This window comes from Erythrobacter sp. JB1-7, assembly GCF_057365015.1.
This window is the reverse complement of sequence record NZ_CP200291.1, coordinates 513,471-534,519: the sequence shown is the minus strand read 5'-3', so window position 1 is coordinate 534,519 and position 21,049 is coordinate 513,471. Positions and strand designations below refer to the sequence as shown.

Sequence of the window (21,049 nt, the reverse complement as noted above, 5' to 3'; positions counted from 1 at the left end):
TGCGCACGGGGTACGCTGGCTGGCGCGGATGGCCCCGCGCACTTGTGCATTGCAGCATAAATCCCTAGGCGCGTCGCGCACTCTCTTAAAGCGGTTTTGATCCATCCAAACCCGCGCTGCCCATTTTCAGGAAACGCCCCATGGTCCAAGACCGCTCTTTTGCAGCGACATTCAAACGCGATTGGCTCGCCCAGCCGCGCGCCGATATTCTGGCAGGCATCGTGGTGGCGCTGGCGCTGATCCCCGAGGCAATCGGCTTTGCGCTGATCGCAGGGGTGGACCCGTCGGTTGGCCTTTATGCCAGCGTTGCAATTGCGATGATTATCGCGCTGACAGGCGGGCGGCCCGGCATGATTTCCGCCGCGACCGCCGCGGTGGCCGTGGTGGTGGGGCCATTGGTGCGCGAACACGGGGTGGAATACCTGTTTGCCGCGACCATTTTGATGGGAATTTTCCAAGGGATTGCAGCGGTTCTGCGGCTTGATCTGCTGATGCAATTTGTTTCGCGCAGTGTGATCACAGGGTTTGTCAACGCGCTTGCCATCCTGATTTTCATCGCACAAATTCCGCAATTAAATCCGTGGAATGAAGGGGTCGGCCTGGAAACCTATATCATGGTCGCAGCTGGCCTTGCGATCATTTACGGCTTTCCCCGCATCACCAAGGTTGTGCCAAGTCCGCTGGTCGCGATCATCCTGCTGACAGCGGCGGCCGTGTTCTGGAACCTGCCTGTCAACAATGTGGCGGGTGAGGGCAAATTGCCCGACGGCCTGCCATCCTTTGCTTTGCCGAATGTGCCGTTGACGCTGGAAACGCTGCAGATCATTGCGCCCTATGCGCTGGCGATGGCTGCGATCGGTCTGCTGGAAAGCCTGCTGACCGCGCAAATCGTTGACGATATGACGCACACCGACAGCAACAAACAGCGCGAGAGCGCAGGCCAAGGCGTTGCCAACATCGTTGCCGCTTGCTTTGGCGGGATGGGCGGCTGCGCGATGATCGGGCAATCGGTTATCAACATCGCATCAGGGGGCAGGGGGCGTTTGTCGACCTTTACCGCAGGCGCGTTTTTGCTGTTCCTGCTGACAGTGCTTGGCAGCTATGTCGGCCAAGTGCCTATGCCGGCGCTCGTCGCGGTGATGATTATGGTGAGCATAGGGACGTTCAGCTGGAATTCGATTCCCAATCTGCGCATCCATCCGCCGTCGAGCTCGCTGGTGATGATCGCCACCGTTGTGGTGGTGGTGTGGACGCATAATCTGGCGATTGGCGTGGTTGTCGGCGTGTTCATGTCGGGCATATTCTTCGCCAACAAAGTCCGCTCGCTTTTCACAGTGGAACGCGTGCGCCGCCCGCATTCGGCGGTGTATCACGTGACAGGCGAGATATTCTTTGCAAGCTCTGACAAGTTCCAGAACATGCTTGGCCCCGAAAGCGAAGAGGAAGACCCGGCCGATGATGTCATCATCGATGTGGCAAACGCGCATTTCTGGGATATTTCCGCCATCGGAGCCTTGGAAAAAGCGGTTGACCGGATGCGCCGCAATGGCCGCCATGTGCGGATCGTGGGGCTGAACCGGGCGAGCGCCGATTTGGTTGACAAATACGCGCTGGAAGATCGCACGGGTCTGGAAACGGGCCTCGCGCCGCATTGATGCTTTTCGGCTTGTGAGTTGCAGGCCGCTATGCCACCCCTCTGCCCAAGAGGGAGGGATACATCATGACAAACCGCGCCGAGCTGATTTTCGATTTTGTCAGCCCCAATGGCTATCTTATCTGGTGGCCGCTGCGCGATCTCGTTCGGCGCACGGGGGCTGAGCTTGATATCACGCCTGTTTTCCTCGCCGGGATGCACAAGCTCACGGGCAATGCTCCGCCGATGATCCGGAACAAGGATGTCGCGGGAAAGGTCGAATACGATATCCTCGAAATGCAGCGCTTTATCGAAGCGCACAAGCTGACGAAATACCGGCTCAACCCCAAATTCCCGTTCAATTCGATCACATTGCAGCGCATGCTTTTCGCCGCCGATCAGGACGGGCGCGGGGTTCAGTTTGTGGAGGCAATGCTGCCCGCGATCTGGGAAGATGCAGCCGATGTGACCGATCCCGATGTGCTGGGCAAAGCGGTGGATGCCGCCGGATTTGACGCAGCCGACTTGTTTGCGCGCAGCCAGACAGACGAAGTCAAGCAGGGCCTTGCGGCCAACACCGATCACGCGGTGGCGCGCGGGGCTTTTGGGATTCCCACCGTTTTTGTGGGCGAAAAAGGCGGCAAAACCGAAATGTTCTTCGGCAAGGAACGCCTTGGCCAGATCGAGGAAGAATTGACCAAAGCGTAAGGAGGCGCGCGGTGGACCATTTCCCGAAAAGCCCCGATGCCGTCACCGCCGATTGGCTGAACACCGTTTTGGCGCAGGGCTTTGCCGATCAGCCCGAAAGCCCGGTCCAAAGCGTCACGTTTCAGCCCATCGGCACCGGGCAGGTCGGCGACAGCGTGCGGTTTGAATTGCTTCACGCCGATGGTTCATCAAGCACTCTTGCAGGCAAATTCGCCGCCGCCAATCCAACCAGCCGCGCCACTGCTGCGATGATGGGACTGTACCGCAAAGAAGTGCTCTTTTACCGCGAGATTGCAGATGATTTGGCTGTGCGCACGCCGAAAACCGCCTTTGCCGAGGTAACAGGTGATGGCAGCGAATGTATCATCCTGTTCGAAGATTTGGGACCGGCGCGCATTGGCAATCAATTGGAAGGATGCAGCCTTGCAGAGGCGCGCGCGGCGATCTGCCAGGCCGCCGCAATCCACGGATCGAGCTGGCACAAGGACGCTATGACAAACGCCGCGTGGCTGAAAACACCGGAGCAGGTGTCCCAGCAAATCGACGCATTATACCCGCAGGCACACAGCGTCTTTCGTGAACGATATGCGGGTAGTTTTGAGCCAGAATTTATGGCGCTGTGCGATGCCATCGCCGCGCTGCCCAAATTGTCGGACATTCGCCTGCCGCTTTCATCCGGCGCGCCCCAATGCCTTATCCATGGCGATCTGCGGCTGGACAATATGCTGTTCGATATCAAAGGCGGCGCGCAGCCCATCGCGGTGCTCGACTGGCAGACGGTAACGGCGGGCCATGCAATGACGGATGTCGGATATCTGATGGGTGCAGGTTTTGGCGATGATCTGCGCCGCGCGCATGAAGACGAATTGCTGGATCTGTACCGCGAACAAATGGCCGCATACGGTGTGCATCTCACACGCAGCGGCATCGCGCGCGATTACGCCATCGGAGCGCTGCACGGGGTGAGCACAGCGGTGTTCAGCGCGGCCTTTGTTGAACGGACCGAGCGCGGCGATGCCAATTTCCTGTCCATGGCGCGCGGCGCATGCGCGCTGGCGCTTGAGCACAATTCGCTGGCTGCATTAAAGGAGCAAAGCTGACATGGTTCTATCGCGCGGCGATGATTACCCCATCCACCAAACGCCCGAACCGGTTGCCTATGCGGGGACGGATCGCAATTTTTACGATCGCTATTTCTTCAACGGATATGCCCCTGATGGCAGCGGCTTTTTTGCGCTTGCATTCGGGGTGTATCCGCATCTCGACATTGCTGATGCGCATTTCAGTTTTATCCGGGGCACCGCTCAATATAGCCTCCATGCCAGCTGCGTTCTGGGGATGGAGCGGATGGCGCTGAAAGTGGGGCCGATTGCCATCGAAGTGATCCAGCCGCTTCAGCGATTGAAAGTGACGATTGACGAATGCGAGGGGATCGCGGGCGAGTTTATCTTCGATGCGCGCGCTGCCCCGATTGAAGAGCCGCGCTTTATCCACCGGATCGGCCCGCGCGCTTTTATGGATTACACCCGGATGACGCAGAACGGGCGCTATACTGGCTGGATTTCGCTGGATGGCAAACGCGAGGAACTGGCAGCGGGCACGCTGGGCACGCGCGACAGAAGTTGGGGCGTGCGCCCGATTGGCGCGCGTGATGAGCAGCCGATCCCAGGGGTTATGGCGCCCAATTTCTTCTGGCAATGGACACCTGTAAACCTTCAATCAGGATCGCTGTTCTTTCATGTGAATGCCGATGCTGACGGCACTGCGTGGAACACGCGCGCAGCCTATGTTGCCGATGGCGGATTGCCCGGCGCAATCGCGGAAGGGACGGGCGCGTTGACCTGCGAACTGGCCCCCGACACCCGCTGGCCTAGAGGCGCTGTGCTGGACCTTGATGTCGAAGGCGCGCCGCAGCGCATCACGCTGACCCCGCTACGCAGGTTCCAGATGAAAGGCCTTGGCTACACTCACCCGGTCTGGGGCCACGGCACTTATCACGGCGAGCTTGCAACCGAGCGCGAGGATTATGAGCTTGAGACGCTGGACCCTGCGGCATTGGAAAACCGCCACGTCCAGATGATCTGCGCGGTCAAAGCCGGCGAAACCGGCGAAAAACCGGGGGGTATTGGAATATTCGAGCAGCTTATTCTTGGCCCCTATGCGCCCTTGGGACTTGAAACCTATTAGCCATTAGGCTGCAAGAATAGGGGCTTGGTTTACTATCAATCTGATTTTTCAGCAGCATTGCGTGTTTATACGCGAGCAGCATTTATACAATTTCTCACAATCGCAAGTTTTCCGGGATACAGCCGGGATTAAGGGCGTTTAGGCTCTTGTGACTGCAACCAGAATCGTTACCTTGGATCTTGTATGAAAGAACTGTTCCAACACGCCGCCACCACCGAAGGCGTGACCGTGCGTGTCGCGGTCAATTTCCTGCCGGAACAATCGCATCCTGATGCGGGTAAGTGGTTCTGGGTGTATCACATCCGCATTGAAAACAACGGCTATGAAGCGCTGCAATTGCGCACACGTCACTGGCGGATCACCGATGCGCGCGGCATGGTCAACCATGTCGATGGCGAAGGTGTGGTGGGCGAACAGCCGCTGCTCGAACCGGGCGAAAGCCACGATTATGTGTCCGGCTGCCCGCTGACGACGGCGCATGGATCGATGGAAGGGTTTTACACGTTCTTCCGCAAAGACGGCACCCCTGTTGAAGTGCGCATCCCCTTCTTCCCACTAGCCGCCCCCGAAACCGCCGAAGGGCCATCCTCCGCGGCTTGAGTTGGGCGGGGCCCATACGGGCTTTCGCAAACCAAAGACTCCTCAGCTAGTCTGGGTATGAGACCCGCGAGGTTGCACCTAGCGTCTGGGCGCGATGCGGGGAAGTAAGCGCCGGGGGAGGGGTTTTGTGTTTTTGTTTTGCGCACGCCCATCCGGGCGCGCGTCCTCGCTAGACGTCCTCCGCTACGCTACGGACCCGCTGCGGGCGGGCGGTCGCCCTTGCGGCGGCTGCGCCGCCGTGCTCCGCCACCAAGCCGATGGTTGGCACCAAGCGTATGGGCGCTCTAATTGCTGGCCGGGAATGGTTCGGGGCGCGGCCAGCGGCCCGCAAGGGCGACCGCCCGTCGGCGCTTATGCGGCGGAGCCAAGCGGGCCGGATGGCCCGCGCCCGGCGCTTGAGGGACCAAACAAAAAACCCCGCGAGCCGTAGGCGAGCCAAAGGCCGACCGGCCGCCCGCAGGTGCTCAAAGCCGGATGAAGCCCGGCTTTGAAACAGCACCGAGGATCAAGGCGCGGATGCGCCTTCGCAAACCAAAGACTCACCAAACAACAAACCAACAATCTTGCAGCGCACCGCCCAAGCGGTTAGGCCCCGCGCTGCTATGAAACGCACCCATCTGCCTTTGAACGCTTTGCGGGTTTACGACGCTGCCGCGCGGCATTTGTCATTCACGCGCGCAGCGGATGAGCTTGCAGTGACGCCCGCTGCTGTCGGCCAGCAAATCCGCGCTTTGGAAGATCATCTGGGCGTTGTCCTGTTTCGCCGCACGTCCAAGGGGCTGGAGCTGACACCGGAAGGCGCGGCCGGCCTTGATCCTTTGCGCGAAGGGTTTCTGCGCTTTGAAGAAAGCGTGCAGGCCATGCAGGCGGGGCAATCCTCGGATCGCTATACCATTGCCGCCCCGCGCGAATTTTACGCCGAATGGCTCGCGCCGCGCCTTGCTGAATTTCAGTCTGGCACGCCGGGCGTTTTGTATTCGTTTGTGGCGGATGAAAATGCCGATTTTACCGAGGCCAATCTCGATCTTGCGATCCGGCTGGTTGATGGACCGGGCGATCTGGAAGGTGTGCAACTCGCCCCGGCTGAGCGGGTGACCGTAACCGCGCCCGATGCGCGAGAGGCGTGGATTGACTGGCCCGGTGCCGCTTTACCCGAAGACGTAAAGCCGTGCATCAAAGCCGGCTCTGCAGGGCAGGCGTTGTCGTCTGCCTTATCGGGTATGGGCAAAACGGTGCTGCCGATGCCGCTGGTTGCCAATGCGCTGGAAAGCGGGGCGTTAACCGCGCTCGATGCGCCGCAGGAAAGCCGCCGCGCCTATTGGCTGGTCGCCCCAACACCGCAATGGCGCAGCAAAAAGGTGAAAGCGCTGGTCGCGTTTTTGACCGGCTGAGGCATCGCCCAAGCGGGCTTTACTCGCCCGCTTCGCTGTCCTCATCATCCTCCTCGCCTGCCAAGCCCAGCAATTCGCGCGCGGAGCCCGGCGCGTCATCCGCGCCCGTATCCGCGCCCGCACCCGCACCCGCACCCGCACCCAAAGCCGCCTCGCATTGCTTGCCCGCCAGATAGCCTTTGAGGAAACTGCGCCGGGCAAAGCCTGCATTGATCGCCGCTTCCCATTTCTTCGCCTGAGCATTCGCGCCGGAGATTTGCCGCACTATCCCGCGAAACGGGATCAGCCCGCCCAGCATTTTGCCGCCCTGGTTTAATCCCTTGCGCAAAAGGCCCGCTTCATCCGGCGCGCTGTCAGCATCGGGGCCAAGCACTTCGTCCAGCCGCGCAATCTCGCCAAACACCGCTTTGCAATCGGGCAGGGCTTCAAGATCATAGGGCGCGGCCTCAGCAATGCGCAGGATGAGAGGGATATCCTTGCTGCGCAGGTTCAGATCGGCCATCGGCTGGGTCACGGCATCCAGCGCGGCATCGCCCAGATTGTCCTGCTGCGCGCGGCCTTGTGCGGATGCAGCGGCAGGCCAGAATGCAAGCAAAATCGCCGATGAAAGGGCCAGATACAGCGTCAGGCGAAGCGCCATAAACAAGGCCAGACGGCGGGCCAGCCTTAGAGTTAAAAACAGCGCCGGAGAATGACTTTCCCCCGGCGCAGAGCGCGCAAAAGCGGCAGCGGGAAACAGGTTTCCCCGCCCTGTCCCGCTGCCTGGCTGCCTAAATGCTGATCCGCGTTGCATATGCAGCAGCCCTTTTTACTGTGCCGAGGCGATCAGCGTGCTCGCCCGCTCGGCATCGGCCATCATGATGCGGCCCTTATCGACTTTGCCTTGCGCTTTATCGACGGCAGCCTGCGCAGAGGCAGCGCGCTTTTGCGCTTTGGCCAGATCCTTGGCCGCATCGTCGCGGCGCTCTTCAAATTTGCGCCAGTCTGATGCGGCGCTGTCCAGTTGCTCGGCCCATTTCGCGGCTTCGGACGCGCTGACAGGGCTGGGGCGAGCGATCAGGCTGTCAAAGGTTGCCCGCGCATTGTCGGCCCGGCTTTGCGATGTGTCGCGCAAATCCTGCGCATTCACGACAGCGGCGCTGTATTTGACCAGATTACGCTGCGATTTTTGCAGATCGCGCAGACCTTCAGCTTCGAGCGTATTGCCGCGCTGCCAGTCTTTCTGGAACTCGCCCGATACGACGATTTCGCTTGTCACGGGCGCGGTCTCTGTGGTGTTCGCCAGCGCGATGTTCGGCGCGGTAAGCGAGGCGAGGGCGAGGGTGGAGGCGATAAGGAAAGTTTTCATTGTTGTGCTCCCTGGTCAAAGTGGCTGTGTGTTGCAGCCTCTCTAGGTGCGAAAAATAATTTAGAGAAACGCGATTGTCTGAATTATAAATTTGGATTATCCAAAGTGAATGGACATCACAGCCTTTCAAACCTTCCTCGCTGCGGCCGCCACGGGTAGCTTTGCGGGCGCTGCTGCGCGCGTGAATGCCAGCCCCTCCAGCGTGACCGAACGGATCAAGCAGCTTGAATACCGATTGGGCACCGCGCTGTTCATCAGGGACAAGCGCGGGTGCCAGCTGACATCGGCGGGTGAGCGGTTTTTGGCCCCTGCACGCCAGGCGGTGCGCGCATGGGAACTCGCCCGGCACGAGGTCGCCCTGCCAGAGCGGTTTGACCATTCGCTCAGCTTTGGCGGGCAGTATTTCCTGTGGGACCGATTGCTTTTGCGCTGGCTCGACGATGTGCGCGGCGCGATCCCCAATCTGGCTTTGCGGGTCACAGCAGGGGCATGGGCGCGGCTCAACCGCGACATCGCCGAGGGCGAGCTGGATGTGATCGTGGTTCACGATCCGGTCTTTCGCCGCGATATTGCCGCGCAGAAACTGTTTGATGACAGGCTGGTGCTGGTGACAGCAGGCGACCCGGCGGCATGGAAAGAGGATTTTGTGCGGATCGATTGGGGCCGCAATCTGGGGCTGGAAATAGCCTCGCGGTTAGGGATAGCGCCAGAGGCAGGGCTGGTGCTCGATCTGGGACAAAGATCCGCGCGCTGGCTGATCGCAAACAGCATGGCAGGCTATGTGCCAGAACGCTTGGCAGAGCCTTTGGTGGAAACAGGCGAGCTAACCCGCATCGACAAAGCGCCCGATTTCGATTTTCCCGCCTATGTGTGCTGGCGGCGCGATGTGGATGACAATGTGGCAGAAGCTTTGGTGGAGAGCTTGCAAGCGGCGGCGGGGTAGGCGCGGGTTTTTGGGCTTGGGTGTGCCGTTAACGTGATGTGCTGTTATGCATACTGACCCTAAAGTGGCCTTGGTACCTCACTCCAAAAATTTGACTCACACGCGCGAAAGAAGCTGGTTCCACATTTTGACGATTTGACCGATTTCTCGCCATACGTTTCCGAAAGCCGTCATTCGGTTGGCGATCCAAAGGCGGACGCCGGAAAATTCTCGTTTTAGAGTGACTTCAAACGTTCGTGTCTGTCGGCCTCGCATTCAGAGTGGTCATTGATCGCAGCCATGACTTGGCACCCACCAACTTTGCCGCCTTGGCAATTCTCGATCATGCGTTTTAACTCACGCTCTAAGGCTTCAAGCTGAGTAAGCCGCTTTTGCACTTCAAGAAGTTGCTTCTGAGCGATTGTGTCTACAGCTAAACAGTCTTGATCGGGCTCGGTCTGCAATCCAATCAAATCTTTGATTGCTTCCATCGAGAAACCAAGGTCACGGGCATGCCTGACAAATGACAGGCGCTCCACATCAACGCTACCGTATATTCTTTGACCGCTCGCGCTGCGCTCTGGAGTGCCCATCAAGCCTACGCTTTCATAGTAGCGAATGGTGGTCACTTTTACGTTTGCGGCGTTAGATAGACGGCCAATTGTCATTGGTTTCATAAGAACATGCATTTCTCTCTTGCCTCTACAGTCGCTGTAGACTGTATCACCTACATCGAATCATTTTCAAGTGAGTGAAACGATGAGCAAATCTTCGCAAAGCAGTCCTGCCAAAGACACCAAAAGGCTCTATTGCCCGCCGCTCTTGCAATTCGCCATTTGTGGCATTGCGAGTTACTTTTTAGCGGTGAACATCCCATTCCTAACTATCCAGTCCGCAGTATTCTTTTGGCTATCGGTGCCGTTGGTTCTGGCTGGCTCGCTAGTGCTGCTATTGTCTGTAAGATCATTCACAAGGGCGGGGACAACGGTAAATCCGATTGAACCCGAAAAGGCGGAGCGGCTGGTAACAACAGGTCTGTATCGCTTCACGAGAAACCCGATGTATCTCGGCATGCTGTTCGTCCTACTTGGTTTAGCCTTCGCCTTACAGAACATCGCCGCGCTTGGCGGGGCATTGCTTTATGCACTTTCCATGACCGTCTTTCAGATCATTCCAGAAGAGCGTGTTCTTGAAAAGAAGTTCGGAAATGCCTTTGCCGCATATCGCAAGCAGACACGGCGTTGGCTATAGGAGCAACACTGATGATCAACCTTCCTTCGTCAACGCCTTGGATATTATTTGGCGTATCGGCCTGCGCCATTTCCGCGATAGTCATCCTGTCTGCATTTGCGGCCTTGAGTCGTAAATTCAAGTTCTTCCCGCCACCGTCAAAAGAGGGTTGGCAGCACCGAACCTTCATGACGCTGTTTCGCCTGTTTCTTTATCCACTGGCGGCGCTTTCGCTTCTATTTTTCGAGCCTGTGCCTCCCGCGTCCTCCTTCCCGCAATATTCGATTGGCACTTTATTGGTGGTGATTGGGTTCTCGCTTGCTTTCTGGGTCACTTTCCAGATGGGCTGGCGCAATGCCTTTGGCGAAAAGCATGGCCTCAAGACCCGAGGCTGGTTCAGCGCAAGCCGTAATCCTGTCTACGTTGCTACATGGGTTGGCATGATTGGCTGGGGCTTGCTCGCCAACACGCTGCTTGTCTGGATATTATTGGCGTTCTGGGCCATCTTGTATTTGCTCGCTCCCATCTTCGAGGAACCATGGTTAGAGCAGCAATACGGTGAAGAGTATTTGGACTACAAGCGCCAGACAAGGCGGTTTCTATGACAAACGGCTTCCGCAATGGTATCAGCCGCCACTATCCTTCCGTTTCTGGCTGCATTTTTTTAGTACTAGGGTTAGTCACTCTCATTCAGCCAGAAATTCTGCAATATTACGCTATCGACCTCGGTGAACCATCGGCACGCACAGCAATGCGCGCCATGATTGGCGGCGGTGAGATTGGCATAGCCCTAGTCCTGCTGTTCGGCGGTTACATTCATTTGTCCCTAAGTCAGCGCAGCCTCATTGCTGCGATTGTTTTCATTTCTGTGGGATTGAGCAGGCTCGGCGGGGTCTGGATTGAAGGCTTAGATTTTGTGACCATCCAACCGTTACGCGAGGCTGCCATCGAACTTGTGCTTGGCGGTCTAGGGTTTTTGGCGGCTTTCAATCCGAAAGCCAGTGAGGGTAGATGGTGAACATCAGGCGTCCGCTTTCACTCCCAGAAGTCCTCATTTGACCGTTGCAACGAGTCGCGCAAGGCCGGACTTATGAATCAATTTGTCTGGAATCAGCATCGTGACCGCACGGGCCCTTCTCTACAGCGTTCACGTTCGCCTCATTCCCGCTCATTGAAGACATAGAGGTCTGTCATTGCGAGCGGAGCGAAGCAATCCAAAGCAAAGCGCGCGGCAGCTCTGGATTGCCGCGGGGCTGCGCCCCTCGCAATGACTGAAACTTCTGCAAGCTTTATTGAATATTGGAAGAACTGATATGAAGTAATGGGATAATCTATTTGTATTGCTTCAGAATTAAAAAGGTTCTGCCAAATTCAAACAATCAACTATTCGATTCGGGCACCGGGGAAGGGCACGCGCCCGCCGGTGATAGCGGCCTTTGAACCGCGCATCTTGTGTGGGATCGCAGCAGGCTTGCGGAAGCGCGCGCGGCAGTGGATAGGGGACAGATGGCTGGCGTCCCGACCCTTACCACCCCCCGCTTTACCATGCGCCCGTTGCAGCGGGGGGATGAGGGCGCGCTTTACCCGACGCTTTCGGACGCTGAGCAGTGCCGCTATCTCTCGCACCCTCCGTTTGAAAGCCCTGAGCAATTGTGGGACTGGCTCGCCGCGCCCGATTGGCCGGGGCTCAGCTGGATCGCGGTGGATGAAGGCGGGGATGTAGCAGGCCGATTTGTCGCGGTGCCGGCGCAAGAGGCAGCGGCTGGATCGGACGAAACCCACGGGGGCGTCTTCGAAATCGGCTATATCGTGCGGCTGGACCGCCAGCGCGAGGGAGTGGCGCGCGAATGCTCAGCCGCTCTGATCGAGCATTTGTGGAGCGCCACCAATGCGCGCAAGCTCACCGCCGAAGTCGACACGCGCAACGCGGCCTCTATCCGCCTGATCGAGCAATTGGGCTTCACCCGCGAGGCGCATTTGCGCGCGCATGAAGTCACCCATATCGGCCTGTGCGATGTGTATTGGTATGGGATGCTCCGCGGGGATGGTCCAGAAGCATCCTAACGTTCCGCCTGCCTAACCTTCCGCCTGTTTGCGCCGTTCAATCTCCAGCCGCACCGCCTCGATCTTGCGGTCGATGCTGTCGCGCACGGCCTTGATCGCGGCGGGGTCGTTCGCCTCGCGCCGCTGCTCTTCCTCGATCTCGCGCCGGATGCGTTCATACACCGGATGACCCGGCGCAATATGCGCCTGGGGTGAGTACCGCTCTGCCAGCCGGTTGCGCAGGAAGAACATCACCAAAGCCTCATTGTGGAACCGCTCGGTCCCCACCAGCTCGCCATTGCGATACAGCTTGCGCTCCGACCCCTCAATCGCGCGGGCCAAAGCGGTGTCCTCCAGCCGCTCGACCCCCATCTGCACCGCCCGGTCCCACGCGCGGGCAAAGCCTTGCGCGCCGGGCTGTTGCTTGAGCTTGTACAAAGCCTCCATCGACCGCCCGATTTTCCGGGCCGCGCTTGTCACAACCCCGGTTGCGGCCAGATGCGCGATGAAAGTGCGCTGCAAATCCGGCGTGATCGAATTGGAGCGCGGCGCTTTGTGCAAGTAAGGCTCAAAAGCCAGCAGCGGATCATCGGGTGCAAGCGGATCGCTTTCGAAAGCGACGCGGCTGGTGGCTTGCCTCGCCAGTTTGCGCGAGGGGACGGGATTGGCGCGGACGGGAAGATTGCTCACCGCGCCATAACCCAGCGCAGGGCAGCCTCATTCGCCATCCGCCGGGCGACCACCTCTGGATCAGCCGGCACCTGCGTCCCAATGCGCCCCGCCTCCAAATGCGCAAGCCAATCGCGCGCAGGCTTGTCCCGCGGTCCCTGCCCGTAGGGGTTGAGCATGGGCGACCCATAGCCGGGAGGCGCAGGCGGCAGCGGCTTTGTCGGGTCATGGCGTTGGTGAAGCATGGGGGATGTCCTTTAGGCTTGAAGCAGAGGACCAAGGCATTGAGCAGGTTTTGCGCGTGTAGGAAAATGGTTTTTGTTTTGCGAAGGGGTGTGTGGGGACGGGCGCGATGCGGGGGAGTAGGTACGGGGGGAGGGGTTTTGTGTTTTCGTTTTGGCCTCAAGCGCCGGCGCGCGCATCCGCGCGCTTGGCTATCCTCCGGGGGCCCGACGCCTTCGGCGCCACCCCTCCGGGCGCGCGGTCGCGCTTGCGGCGCTGCGCGCCGTGCTCCGCGGATTTTTGTTGTCCGCACCCCATCCGGGGTGCGAAATCCTCGCGCCTACGGCGCTGCGGGCGCGCGGTCGCGCTTGCGGCGGCTGCGCGCCGTGCTCCGCGACCAAGTTGATGGCTGGCACCAAGCGTCTGGGCGCTTTGTAGCAAGGCCGGGAATGGCTCGGGCCGCAGGCCCGCAAGCGCGACCGCGCGCCCGCAGGTGCTCAAAGCCGGACGAAGCCCGGCTTTGAAACAGCACCGAGGATGCTCGCCCGGATGGGCGAGCGCAAAACAAAAACTCCTCCTCTCCCCACTCACCACGCTTATGACCCGTCATTGCGAGGAGCGCAGCGACGCGGCAATCCATGGCCGAATCCACGCGCCAATCGGGAAGGGTAAGAGGCGCATTATCCCCCTCCCGCCTGCGGGAGGGGGGATCGAGGATGCGCGTGAGCTGCGCATGCAGCGAGCATTGGCGCGGACGAGGCTAACGCCTCGAACTCACCTCTTAATTCTCTCCCTTGTTCAGGGAGGGGGTGTTTATTGTTTGCGATGGCGCATCCGCGCCATCACCCTCTTTAGACGGTCTCCGTTGCGCTGCGACCCTGCTGCAGGCGAGCGATCGCCCTCGCGGCGCTTTGCGCCGTGTTGCCGATCTGCCAAGTATTAGAGTGGATTACGTCCCCTGTGGCCTAGTAATAAACGCGAAAATAGTTCTACTTAGTTCCCATGGCTACGTTTACTGGACTAAGTTCAACATACATTCGAAAGCAAGCGCTGAGAGTGAGTGACTCTCTTCAGCAGATTGCGCTTAATCGAGAAATCAAGTCGGCCCGCACGATACCGAGCGTAGAGAGCATTCGGATCAACGATGGTCGACACATTACGGTTGCAGTTATGTTCCTAGATATATCAGGCTTTTCTAGTCGGCTAATGTGTACTGAGGAAGAGCAATCTGTTTCGATGAAAAGCCTGGCTTTTTTCATTGCAGAGCTGACGAGGATAACTCAGGACCATGGCGGTGTAGTCGAGAAAAACACCGGCGATGGTTTAATGGCGTACTTCGAGGATGCAGATGGTGTCGATGCTACACGGCGCGTTGTGACTGCATCGCTGACGATATTTCGTACCGCGTATGAGTTGCTGAATCCAACTCTTGATCGGCTAGGAATTGAACCTTTTAGATTTAGAATTTGTGCCGATATTGGGGAGGTAACAATCGCTCGATTAGGTGTACCGCGGAGCTTCAATTCTGTGGTCGCAGTTGGGACCACGGCGAATATCACCGCAAAGATGTTGGCGAAAGCAAAAGAAGGTGAGTTTCTTGTTGGAGAACGCCTTGCTCGCCAACTTCCAGATGATTGGTATCACAAGTGGGTCGAGCAGACACAGCCTATCGATTCTGGATTTTTTTATCGAAGAGATAATCAGCCTTACTTGTACTTTCCCTACATCGGTAGGTGGACCATTTGAGAATGGCATCCCCTGACGATTTCTCGAAAGAGCAACTCCAGTTTTTGTCACACCAGAGTGATTACATTCACCGCTATATTGAGCGTGCTGACTTCAAAGCTGTATGGTCTTTCGCAGTGATCTCCAGTGCATCGCTTTTCAATTTATCTCGCGTTGAAGGTTTATGCTGGCGAGAGCACTCTTGTTCGATTGTTGCTCTTTTTATCTCATTAGTATTTTTGATATGTTCAGGGTTTCATAGCTTTAGGGTGATTACACCAAGGTTGGCTGGCGACAAGAAGGGTATCATGTATTTTGGGTCGATCGCAAAAATCGATGCCGAGAACGCGTTCGCGGACCGCGTCTCGGCCTTAGGAATTGATGAGATTCTTGCAGAACGAGCTGCACATAACGTTGAAATCGCAAAAATTTGTGTCGAGAAGTTTGAGTGGCTGCGCATGTCACTTTATCTTGGAGTAGCTGGTTTGGCTACTTGCGCTCTGTCCCTTGTTCTCTGACTCACCCTTGACCCCCCACCAAAACCCCTCTAAGCGCGCCCTCACTTGAGGCCAGCGCCCCCACAACGCAGGGCGCTACGCCTCGAAACGATATTGAACTGAACATTGGCGGTTCCCGTCTGTTCTTCGCCGGACACGATCCCAGCTTTCGCTGGGATGACGGCGGGGGTGGCGGCCGGCAAAGTAATCCGGGGCTTGCAGGCTTTGGGTGGAGTGTTTCAGGATCGCACGGCCTCTTTGCCTGGCCTTCTGCTTTTTGCAGGAGATCACCTTGGCGGCCAGCGCGGCTCTGCTTTCTTCATCTTCCAGCCTAACGCACCGATTTAGTGAAGGGCGCATATGCGCTTTTTGCGGCAAGAAGTGAGTTTGGTTTCGGCCATGCGCTGAGGTTTGCGGCTACCGCCGCGCTCCCTTCAGCAAAAGTGGGAACCGGTTTTGCGCCCGGAAGGGGCGCGCAACGAGCGAAGCGAGAAAAAATGCCAACGATCAACCAGCTGGTCCGCAAGGGCCGCACTCCGCAGAAGGCTAAGTCCAAAGTCCCTGCGATGGAAGCCAACCCGCAAAAGCGCGGCGTTTGCACCCGCGTCTACACGACGACCCCGAAAAAGCCGAACTCGGCGCTTCGCAAGGTCGCGAAGGTGCGTCTCACCAACCAGCGTGAGGTGATCTCCTACATTCCGGGCGAAGGGCACAACCTGCAGGAGCACTCGGTTGTGCTGATCCGCGGCGGGCGTGTGCGCGACCTTCCCGGTGTGCGTTACCACGTGCTGCGCGGCGTGCTCGATACGCAAGGGGTCAAGGACCGCAAGCAGAGCCGGTCTAAGTATGGTGCCAAGCGGCCTAAATAACGGATGGAGATGGAATGCTCCCGTCATCCCAGCGAAAGCTGGGACCGGTCGCAGCCAAAACCGACCTCAAGAGGCAAGTAAGTAAGACCGAGCGCAATTGGATAGCGATCCCAGCTTTCGCTGGGATGACGTTTTAAGAGTTCGCTGCGCTCACGAGTCTGGAGTTTTGAAATATGTCACGTCGTCGTCAGCCGCCTAAGCGGGAAATCCTGCCTGATCCCAAGTTTGGAGATCAGGTTCTGTCGAAATTCATGAACAACCTGATGCTGGATGGCAAAAAGGCCGTCGCAGAAGGCATTGTGTACTCAGCGCTTGATACCGTTGAGACCAAAGCGAAAGCGGATCCGGTGCAATTGTTCCACGATGCGCTGAGCAATGTCTCGCCGCAGGTTGAGGTTCGCTCGCGCCGGGTGGGCGGTGCAACGTATCAGGTGCCCGTCGAAGTGCGTCCTGAACGCGCGCAGGCTCTGGCAATTCGCTGGCTGATTTCGGCGGCGCGCGGTCGTCCGGAGACGACTATGTCGGCGCGCCTGTCGGGTGAGCTGATGGATGCCGCCAACAACCGCGGCAACGCGGTGAAAAAGCGTGAGGACACACACCGGATGGCTGATGCCAACCGCGCGTTCTCGCATTATCGCTGGTAAGAAATGTGGACGGGCGGGGGTGTTGGACTTCCGCTTGTCACATTTGCAACTATATGAGGCGCGAACCGTTTGAGGTTGGCCCCGCAGAAACTCTTTAAGGAACAGGCATATGGCTCGCGAATATCCGCTGGAGCGCTATCGCAATATCGGCATTATGGCGCATATCGACGCCGGTAAGACGACTACGACTGAGCGCATCCTTTATTACACGGGAAAGTCCTACAAAATCGGCGAAGTGCACGATGGCGCGGCGACGATGGATTGGATGGAGCAGGAACAAGAGCGTGGAATTACAATCACTTCCGCGGCGACAACGTGTTTCTGGAACCCGGAAGATGCGACAATGGATCCGAAAAGCGATCCGAAAGAATTGCGCAAAACTCCCGAACACCGCATCAACATCATCGACACCCCAGGCCACGTCGACTTCACCATTGAAGTTGAAAGATCCCTGCGAGTGCTCGACGGCGCGGTCGCTTGTTTTGATGGCGTTGCAGGTGTTGAGCCGCAATCTGAGACGGTTTGGCGGCAAGCGGACAAGTATAAAGTCCCTCGGATGTGCTTCATTAACAAATTGGATCGCACCGGCGCTGACTTTAAATATTGCGTGAATTCCATCGTCGAGCGCCTCGGTGCGACCCCTGCTGTCTTGTATCTTCCTATCGGCATTGAATCGAGCCTGATCGGCCTGGTTGACCTCGTCAATCAGCGTTCGATCACTTGGGAGAAAGAGGATCTGGGTGCGGAATACGTCTATGGCGATATTCCTGCCGACATGGCGGATGAAGCGGCTGAATACCGTGAGAAGCTTATCGAGCTTGCTGTTGAGCAGGACGACGATGTCATGGAGGCCTATCTCGAAGGGCAGGAGCCTGATGGGCCAACCCTCAAAAAGCTCATCCGCAAAGGCACTCTCAACCAAAGCTTTGTGCCAGTGCTGTGCGGCTCTGCGTTCAAGAACAAGGGCGTTCAGCCTCTGCTCGACGCGGTGGTCGATTACATGCCGAGCCCGCTCGATGTGGAAGCGATTAAAGGCGTCAAGCCTGACAGCGAAGATGAAGACGAGCGCGCATCAAGCGATGACGTGCCGTTCTCTGCGCTTGCCTTTAAAGTCATGAACGATCCGTTTGTCGGCTCGCTCACCTTTACCCGCATCTATTCGGGGCACTTGGCGAAAGGCACTGTCCTGAACTCGGTGAAGGACAAGAAGGAAAAAATCGGCCGTATTCTCGAAATGCACTCCAATGACCGTAAGGACATTGAAGAGGCATGGGCTGGCGACATCGTCGCGCTCGCCGGGATGAAGGCCACCACCACGGGCGACACTCTGTGCGATCCGTCCGCGCCGATCGTTTTGGAGCGGATGGAATTCCCCGATCCTGTTATCGAGCTTTCCGTGGAGCCGAAAACAAAAGCTGACCAGGAAAAGATGGGCGTTGCGCTCAATCGTCTTGCGGCAGAGGATCCAAGCTTCCGTGTCACAACCGACCACGAAAGCGGCCAGACCATCATCAAAGGAATGGGCGAGCTTCACCTCGACATTCTGGTTGACCGCATGAAACGCGAATTCAAGGTCGAGGCGAATGTTGGTGCGCCGCAAGTGGCGTATCGGGAATCGCTCGGTCGCGAGATCGAGGTCGATTACACTCACAAGAAACAGTCGGGCGGTACGGGCCAGTTTGCGCGTGCCAAAGCGACCTTCTCACCGGGTGAGCGCGGGCAGGGCGTTGTCTTTGAAGAAAGTATCAAAGGCGGCAACATTCCGCGTGATTACATTCCCAGCCTCGAAAAGGGTATTCGTGAGCAGGCCGATAGCGGCCATCTCATCGGCTTCCCGATCATCGACTTCACGATCCACGTCACCGATGGTGCGTATCACGATGTCGATTCGTCCACCGTGGCGTTCGAGATCTGCGGCAAAGGCGCGATGCGCGAAGCTGCTGATCGCGGCGGGATCAAATTGCTTGAACCGGTGATGAAGGTTGAAGTTGTGACTCCTGAGGATTATCTCGGCGACGTGATCGGCGATCTCAACAGCCGCCGCGGGCAAATTCAGGGCACTGACAGCCGCGGAAATGCTCAGGCAGTTGAAGCAACCGTGCCGCTTGCCAACATGTTCGGCTATGTGAACGAGCTGCGTTCCTTCACCCAAGGGCGCGCGCAATACACGATGCAGTTCTCTCATTACGAGGAAGTGCCGGCGACTGTTGCACAAGAGGTTAAGGAGAAGCTTGCGTAAGCGCGCAAGCAAGGCTAGGTGCGGCGCCTGATTCAGCGGGGCCGCCCTTTCTCCCGCAAAAAATGAAATTCAGCACGAAAAGGTATAGATGAGAAATGGCTAAGGAAAAGTTTGAGCGGAACAAGCCGCACTGCAACATCGGCACCATCGGTCACGTTGACCACGGCAAGACCACGTTGACCGCGGCTATCACCAAGGTTCAGGGCGCAGCCGTTGATTTCGGCAACATCGACAAAGCGCCTGAAGAGCGCGAGCGCGGGATCACCATCTCGACCGCTCACGTTGAGTACGAAACCGATGCGCGCCACTACGCACACGTCGATTGCCCCGGCCACGCTGACTATGTGAAAAACATGATCACTGGCGCTGCACAAATGGACGGCGCAATTCTGGTGGTGAATGCTGCTGACGGCCCGATGCCCCAAACGCGTGAGCACATCCTGCTTGCCCGTCAGGTCGGCGTGCCGCAGCTGGTTGTTTACATGAACAAAGTCGATCAGGTTGACGACGAGGAAATCCTCGAGCTGGTCGAACTCGAAGTTCGCGAGCTGCTCAGCGAATATGGTTTTGACGGTGACGATATTCCTATCGTTAAAGGTTCGGCTCTGGCCGCGCTTGAAGGCCGTGATCCTGAAATCGGTGAAAACTCGATCAAAGCTCTTATGGAAGCTGTCGACAGCTACATCCCGCAGCCCGACCGTCCGGTCGATCAGGACTTCCTGATGCCGATTGAGGACGTGTTCTCAATCTCTGGTCGCGGTACGGTTGTAACCGGCCGTGTTGAGACGGGCGTTGTGAACGTTGGCGACGAAGTTGAAATCGTTGGCATCAAAGACACCACCAAAACGACCGTGACCGGCGTTGAAATGTTCCGCAAGCTGCTCGATTCGGGTGAAGCTGGCGACAATATCGGCGCGCTGATCCGCGGTGTTGGCCGTGAAGATGTTGAGCGTGGTCAGGTTCTTTGTAAGCCTGGTTCGGTTAGCCCGCACACCGAGTTTTCGGCAGAAGTTTATGTTCTGTCGAAAGACGAGGGCGGCCGTCATACGCCGTTCTTTGCGAACTACCGTCCGCAATTCTACTTCCGCACCACCGACGTCACCGGCGAAGTGATCCTTCCCGAAGGCACCGAAATGGTGATGCCGGGCGATAACGTGACCATCGACGTTAAGTTGATCGCACCGATCGCCATGGATGAAGGCCTGCGTTTCGCTATCCGCGAAGGCGGCCGGACCGTGGGTTCGGGCGTGGTTGCCAAAATCACGAAGTAAGTGATTGCCTCTTTTGAGGCGAGAATTTCAAAGGGGCTCGGCGCTTATATGAGCGCCGGGCCCCTTTTTATGTGAGGCCTGTTTTGCCGCTTTGTGCGGTCTTGTGGGCCGCTTGAGATTTGCGCGAAAATTGCGGGCGTTTTGGGGTTGCCAGAATCCTGAGCCAAACGTATACGCGCGCCTCAGGTAAGAGGATTCGTTCTCTCACACGCAATTTTCTAAGGCCGCCCGTTGACGGTAACTGATACGGGGCCGGCCTTTTGTTTTTGAGGCGGGGCAACCTGCCTTTGGCTCTTTCGCATTGGTAGTAGGTAATGGAAGCACAGAATATCCGGATTCGCCTTAAGGCGTTCGACCACCGCGTTCTCGATCAGGCAACTGGCGAGATTGCAGAAACGGCGCGTCGCACGGGTGCTCTTATTCGTGGTCCCATTCCTATGCCGACGCGGATTGAGAAGTTCACCGTGAACCGCGGCCCGCACATCGACAAGAAGTCGCGTGAGCAGTTCGAGGTGCGCACATACAAACGTTTGCTGGACATTGTTCAGCCAAACGCCCAGACGGTCGATGCGCTGATGAAGCTTGATCTGGCCGCTGGCGTGAACGTTGAGATCAAACTGGCTTAAGCCTGTTTGATCGAAACCCCCGCGAAGGTGGGGGTCTCCATCGTTTAGGCCGGACGTTAAATGGCCAGTGATCCCAGCTTTGACTGGGATCGCGACATAGAGATACCGCCGGTTTTGTGCCGGGCTGCGTCTCCCGTCTCGCTCAAACGGCCAACTGGCTGCACGAGCATCAGCCCGGACGGGGCGAGCAGCATAAAAATTTGGGTTGGCCGCAAGGCAAATACG

The 21,049-nt window shown here is 57.8% G+C and carries 24 protein-coding genes; 18 read left to right on the top strand and 6 right to left on the bottom strand.

What is annotated here, in order from left to right:
- Nucleotides 1-140 precede the first annotated feature (140 nt).
- The 6 genes from AC0V6W_RS02660 (at nt 141) to AC0V6W_RS02635 (ending at nt 6,519) form a co-directional block, all read left to right on the top strand.
- A complete protein-coding gene (locus tag AC0V6W_RS02660) occupies nt 141-1,655 on the top strand; it encodes a SulP family inorganic anion transporter (RefSeq protein WP_486146882.1) in 1,515 nt (504 codons plus the stop codon).
- Nucleotides 1,656-1,720: 65 nt separating this feature from the next.
- On the top strand, nt 1,721-2,341 hold the full coding sequence (locus AC0V6W_RS02655) for a DsbA family protein (protein ID WP_486146880.1): 621 nt from the start codon (nt 1,721-1,723) through the stop codon (nt 2,339-2,341).
- Nucleotides 2,342-2,352: 11 nt separating this feature from the next.
- Nucleotides 2,353-3,441, top strand: a complete 1,089-nt coding sequence (locus tag AC0V6W_RS02650; protein WP_486146878.1) for a phosphotransferase — start codon at nt 2,353-2,355, stop codon at nt 3,439-3,441.
- Nucleotide 3,442: 1 nt separating this feature from the next.
- Complete coding sequence (locus AC0V6W_RS02645) at nt 3,443-4,528, top strand: Rv3169 family protein (protein WP_486146876.1); 1,086 nt, start codon at nt 3,443-3,445, stop codon at nt 4,526-4,528.
- Nucleotides 4,529-4,711: 183 nt separating this feature from the next.
- The gene (apaG, locus tag AC0V6W_RS02640; RefSeq protein WP_486146874.1) at nt 4,712-5,128 is read left to right on the top strand and encodes a Co2+/Mg2+ efflux protein ApaG; all 417 of its coding nucleotides are present in this window, start codon (nt 4,712-4,714) and stop codon (nt 5,126-5,128) included.
- 602 nt (nt 5,129-5,730) lie between these two features.
- Nucleotides 5,731-6,519, top strand: a complete 789-nt coding sequence (locus AC0V6W_RS02635; protein ID WP_486146872.1) for a LysR family transcriptional regulator — start codon at nt 5,731-5,733, stop codon at nt 6,517-6,519.
- A 19-nt stretch (nt 6,520-6,538) separates the two neighbouring features.
- Here AC0V6W_RS02635 and AC0V6W_RS02630 read toward each other — a convergent pair whose 3' ends face one another.
- Both AC0V6W_RS02630 and AC0V6W_RS02625 read right to left on the bottom strand, forming a co-directional pair.
- The gene (locus AC0V6W_RS02630) at nt 6,539-7,159 is read right to left on the bottom strand and encodes a hypothetical protein (RefSeq protein WP_486146870.1); all 621 of its coding nucleotides are present in this window, start codon (nt 7,157-7,159) and stop codon (nt 6,539-6,541) included.
- Nucleotides 7,160-7,327: 168 nt separating this feature from the next.
- The gene (locus tag AC0V6W_RS02625; RefSeq protein WP_486146868.1) at nt 7,328-7,867 is read right to left on the bottom strand and encodes a hypothetical protein; all 540 of its coding nucleotides are present in this window, start codon (nt 7,865-7,867) and stop codon (nt 7,328-7,330) included.
- A gap of 109 nt (nt 7,868-7,976) precedes the next feature.
- On the opposite strand from AC0V6W_RS02625, the gene AC0V6W_RS02620 reads away from it, so the two are divergent.
- On the top strand, nt 7,977-8,810 hold the full coding sequence (locus tag AC0V6W_RS02620) for a LysR family transcriptional regulator (protein ID WP_486146866.1): 834 nt from the start codon (nt 7,977-7,979) through the stop codon (nt 8,808-8,810).
- 215 nt (nt 8,811-9,025) lie between these two features.
- On the opposite strand, the gene AC0V6W_RS02615 is transcribed toward AC0V6W_RS02620, so the two are convergent.
- Nucleotides 9,026-9,466: a MerR family transcriptional regulator gene (locus AC0V6W_RS02615; RefSeq protein WP_486146864.1), complete on the bottom strand. Its 441-nt coding sequence runs from the start codon at nt 9,464-9,466 to the stop codon at nt 9,026-9,028.
- Nucleotides 9,467-9,548: 82 nt separating this feature from the next.
- On the opposite strand from AC0V6W_RS02615, the gene AC0V6W_RS02610 reads away from it, so the two are divergent.
- From AC0V6W_RS02610 to AC0V6W_RS02595, 4 genes are all read left to right on the top strand, one after another.
- Nucleotides 9,549-10,040 carry a methyltransferase family protein gene (locus AC0V6W_RS02610; protein ID WP_486146862.1) on the top strand — a complete coding sequence of 164 codons (492 nt, stop codon included), beginning with the start codon at nt 9,549-9,551 and terminating at the stop codon, nt 10,038-10,040.
- Between the two features lie 11 nt (nt 10,041-10,051).
- Nucleotides 10,052-10,624, top strand: a complete 573-nt coding sequence (locus tag AC0V6W_RS02605; protein ID WP_486146860.1) for a methyltransferase family protein — start codon at nt 10,052-10,054, stop codon at nt 10,622-10,624.
- Nucleotides 10,621-11,037: a DUF4345 family protein gene (locus AC0V6W_RS02600; RefSeq protein WP_486146858.1), complete on the top strand. Its 417-nt coding sequence runs from the start codon at nt 10,621-10,623 to the stop codon at nt 11,035-11,037. Before AC0V6W_RS02605 ends, AC0V6W_RS02600 begins: the two co-directional genes overlap by 4 nt.
- A gap of 488 nt (nt 11,038-11,525) precedes the next feature.
- The gene (locus AC0V6W_RS02595) at nt 11,526-12,083 is read left to right on the top strand and encodes a GNAT family N-acetyltransferase (RefSeq protein ID WP_486146856.1); all 558 of its coding nucleotides are present in this window, start codon (nt 11,526-11,528) and stop codon (nt 12,081-12,083) included.
- Between the two features lie 12 nt (nt 12,084-12,095).
- Here the strand turns inward: AC0V6W_RS02595 and AC0V6W_RS02590 are convergent, their stop codons facing one another.
- Together AC0V6W_RS02590 and AC0V6W_RS02585 are read right to left on the bottom strand one after the other, a co-directional pair.
- Nucleotides 12,096-12,752: a hypothetical protein gene (locus AC0V6W_RS02590; protein WP_486146854.1), complete on the bottom strand. Its 657-nt coding sequence runs from the start codon at nt 12,750-12,752 to the stop codon at nt 12,096-12,098.
- Entirely contained in the window at nt 12,749-12,976 is a 228-nt protein-coding gene (locus AC0V6W_RS02585; RefSeq protein WP_486146852.1) for a hypothetical protein, read from the bottom strand. Before AC0V6W_RS02585 ends, AC0V6W_RS02590 begins: the two co-directional genes overlap by 4 nt.
- 1,033 nt (nt 12,977-14,009) lie before the next feature.
- Here AC0V6W_RS02585 and AC0V6W_RS02580 point away from each other — a divergent pair.
- From AC0V6W_RS02580 to rpsJ, 7 genes are all read left to right on the top strand, one after another.
- A complete protein-coding gene (locus AC0V6W_RS02580; RefSeq protein WP_486146850.1) occupies nt 14,010-14,699 on the top strand; it encodes an adenylate/guanylate cyclase domain-containing protein in 690 nt (229 codons plus the stop codon).
- A 2-nt stretch (nt 14,700-14,701) separates the two neighbouring features.
- The gene (locus AC0V6W_RS02575) at nt 14,702-15,196 is read left to right on the top strand and encodes a Pycsar system effector family protein (protein WP_486146848.1); all 495 of its coding nucleotides are present in this window, start codon (nt 14,702-14,704) and stop codon (nt 15,194-15,196) included.
- Nucleotides 15,197-15,672: 476 nt separating this feature from the next.
- Nucleotides 15,673-16,044, top strand: a complete 372-nt coding sequence (gene rpsL, locus AC0V6W_RS02570; RefSeq protein WP_067108793.1) for a 30S ribosomal protein S12 — start codon at nt 15,673-15,675, stop codon at nt 16,042-16,044.
- A gap of 173 nt (nt 16,045-16,217) precedes the next feature.
- A complete protein-coding gene (rpsG, locus tag AC0V6W_RS02565) occupies nt 16,218-16,688 on the top strand; it encodes a 30S ribosomal protein S7 (protein ID WP_486146846.1) in 471 nt (156 codons plus the stop codon).
- Nucleotides 16,689-16,797: 109 nt separating this feature from the next.
- The gene (gene fusA, locus AC0V6W_RS02560; RefSeq protein WP_486146844.1) at nt 16,798-18,927 is read left to right on the top strand and encodes an elongation factor G; all 2,130 of its coding nucleotides are present in this window, start codon (nt 16,798-16,800) and stop codon (nt 18,925-18,927) included.
- Between the two features lie 95 nt (nt 18,928-19,022).
- Nucleotides 19,023-20,198, top strand: a complete 1,176-nt coding sequence (tuf, locus tag AC0V6W_RS02555) for an elongation factor Tu (protein WP_486146842.1) — start codon at nt 19,023-19,025, stop codon at nt 20,196-20,198.
- Nucleotides 20,199-20,512: 314 nt separating this feature from the next.
- Entirely contained in the window at nt 20,513-20,824 is a 312-nt protein-coding gene (gene rpsJ, locus AC0V6W_RS02550) for a 30S ribosomal protein S10 (RefSeq protein WP_061924928.1), read from the top strand.
- Between the two features lie 56 nt (nt 20,825-20,880).
- Here rpsJ and AC0V6W_RS02545 read toward each other — a convergent pair whose 3' ends face one another.
- Nucleotides 20,881-21,018, bottom strand: coding sequence for a hypothetical protein (locus AC0V6W_RS02545; protein WP_486146839.1), 138 nt, complete (start codon nt 21,016-21,018; stop codon nt 20,881-20,883).
- Nucleotides 21,019-21,049: the final 31 nt, after the last annotated feature.

Excerpts from the sequence above, each read along its gene's own strand:
- AC0V6W_RS02635 (WP_486146872.1), top strand. The coding sequence starts at position 5,731 with ATGAAACGCACCCATCTGCCTTTGAACGCTTTGCGGGTTTACGACGCT.
- AC0V6W_RS02585 (WP_486146852.1), bottom strand. The coding sequence starts at position 12,976 with ATGCTTCACCAACGCCATGACCCGACAAAGCCGCTGCCGCCTGCGCCT.
- AC0V6W_RS02595 (WP_486146856.1), top strand. The coding sequence starts at position 11,526 with ATGGCTGGCGTCCCGACCCTTACCACCCCCCGCTTTACCATGCGCCCG.
- rpsL (WP_067108793.1), top strand. The coding sequence starts at position 15,673 with ATGCCAACGATCAACCAGCTGGTCCGCAAGGGCCGCACTCCGCAGAAG.
- tuf (WP_486146842.1), top strand. The coding sequence starts at position 19,023 with ATGGCTAAGGAAAAGTTTGAGCGGAACAAGCCGCACTGCAACATCGGC.
- AC0V6W_RS02620 (WP_486146866.1), top strand. The coding sequence starts at position 7,977 with ATGGACATCACAGCCTTTCAAACCTTCCTCGCTGCGGCCGCCACGGGT.
- AC0V6W_RS02610 (WP_486146862.1), top strand. The coding sequence starts at position 9,549 with ATGAGCAAATCTTCGCAAAGCAGTCCTGCCAAAGACACCAAAAGGCTC.
- AC0V6W_RS02575 (WP_486146848.1), top strand. The coding sequence starts at position 14,702 with ATGGCATCCCCTGACGATTTCTCGAAAGAGCAACTCCAGTTTTTGTCA.
- rpsG (WP_486146846.1), top strand. The coding sequence starts at position 16,218 with ATGTCACGTCGTCGTCAGCCGCCTAAGCGGGAAATCCTGCCTGATCCC.
- AC0V6W_RS02630 (WP_486146870.1), bottom strand. The coding sequence starts at position 7,159 with ATGGCGCTTCGCCTGACGCTGTATCTGGCCCTTTCATCGGCGATTTTG.
- rpsJ (WP_061924928.1), top strand. The coding sequence starts at position 20,513 with ATGGAAGCACAGAATATCCGGATTCGCCTTAAGGCGTTCGACCACCGC.
- AC0V6W_RS02605 (WP_486146860.1), top strand. The coding sequence starts at position 10,052 with ATGATCAACCTTCCTTCGTCAACGCCTTGGATATTATTTGGCGTATCG.
- AC0V6W_RS02645 (WP_486146876.1), top strand. The coding sequence starts at position 3,443 with ATGGTTCTATCGCGCGGCGATGATTACCCCATCCACCAAACGCCCGAA.
- AC0V6W_RS02625 (WP_486146868.1), bottom strand. The coding sequence starts at position 7,867 with ATGAAAACTTTCCTTATCGCCTCCACCCTCGCCCTCGCCTCGCTTACC.
- AC0V6W_RS02600 (WP_486146858.1), top strand. The coding sequence starts at position 10,621 with ATGACAAACGGCTTCCGCAATGGTATCAGCCGCCACTATCCTTCCGTT.
- AC0V6W_RS02655 (WP_486146880.1), top strand. The coding sequence starts at position 1,721 with ATGACAAACCGCGCCGAGCTGATTTTCGATTTTGTCAGCCCCAATGGC.
- apaG (WP_486146874.1), top strand. The coding sequence starts at position 4,712 with ATGAAAGAACTGTTCCAACACGCCGCCACCACCGAAGGCGTGACCGTG.
- AC0V6W_RS02660 (WP_486146882.1), top strand. The coding sequence starts at position 141 with ATGGTCCAAGACCGCTCTTTTGCAGCGACATTCAAACGCGATTGGCTC.
- AC0V6W_RS02545 (WP_486146839.1), bottom strand. The coding sequence starts at position 21,018 with ATGCTGCTCGCCCCGTCCGGGCTGATGCTCGTGCAGCCAGTTGGCCGT.
- fusA (WP_486146844.1), top strand. The coding sequence starts at position 16,798 with ATGGCTCGCGAATATCCGCTGGAGCGCTATCGCAATATCGGCATTATG.
- AC0V6W_RS02615 (WP_486146864.1), bottom strand. The coding sequence starts at position 9,466 with ATGAAACCAATGACAATTGGCCGTCTATCTAACGCCGCAAACGTAAAA.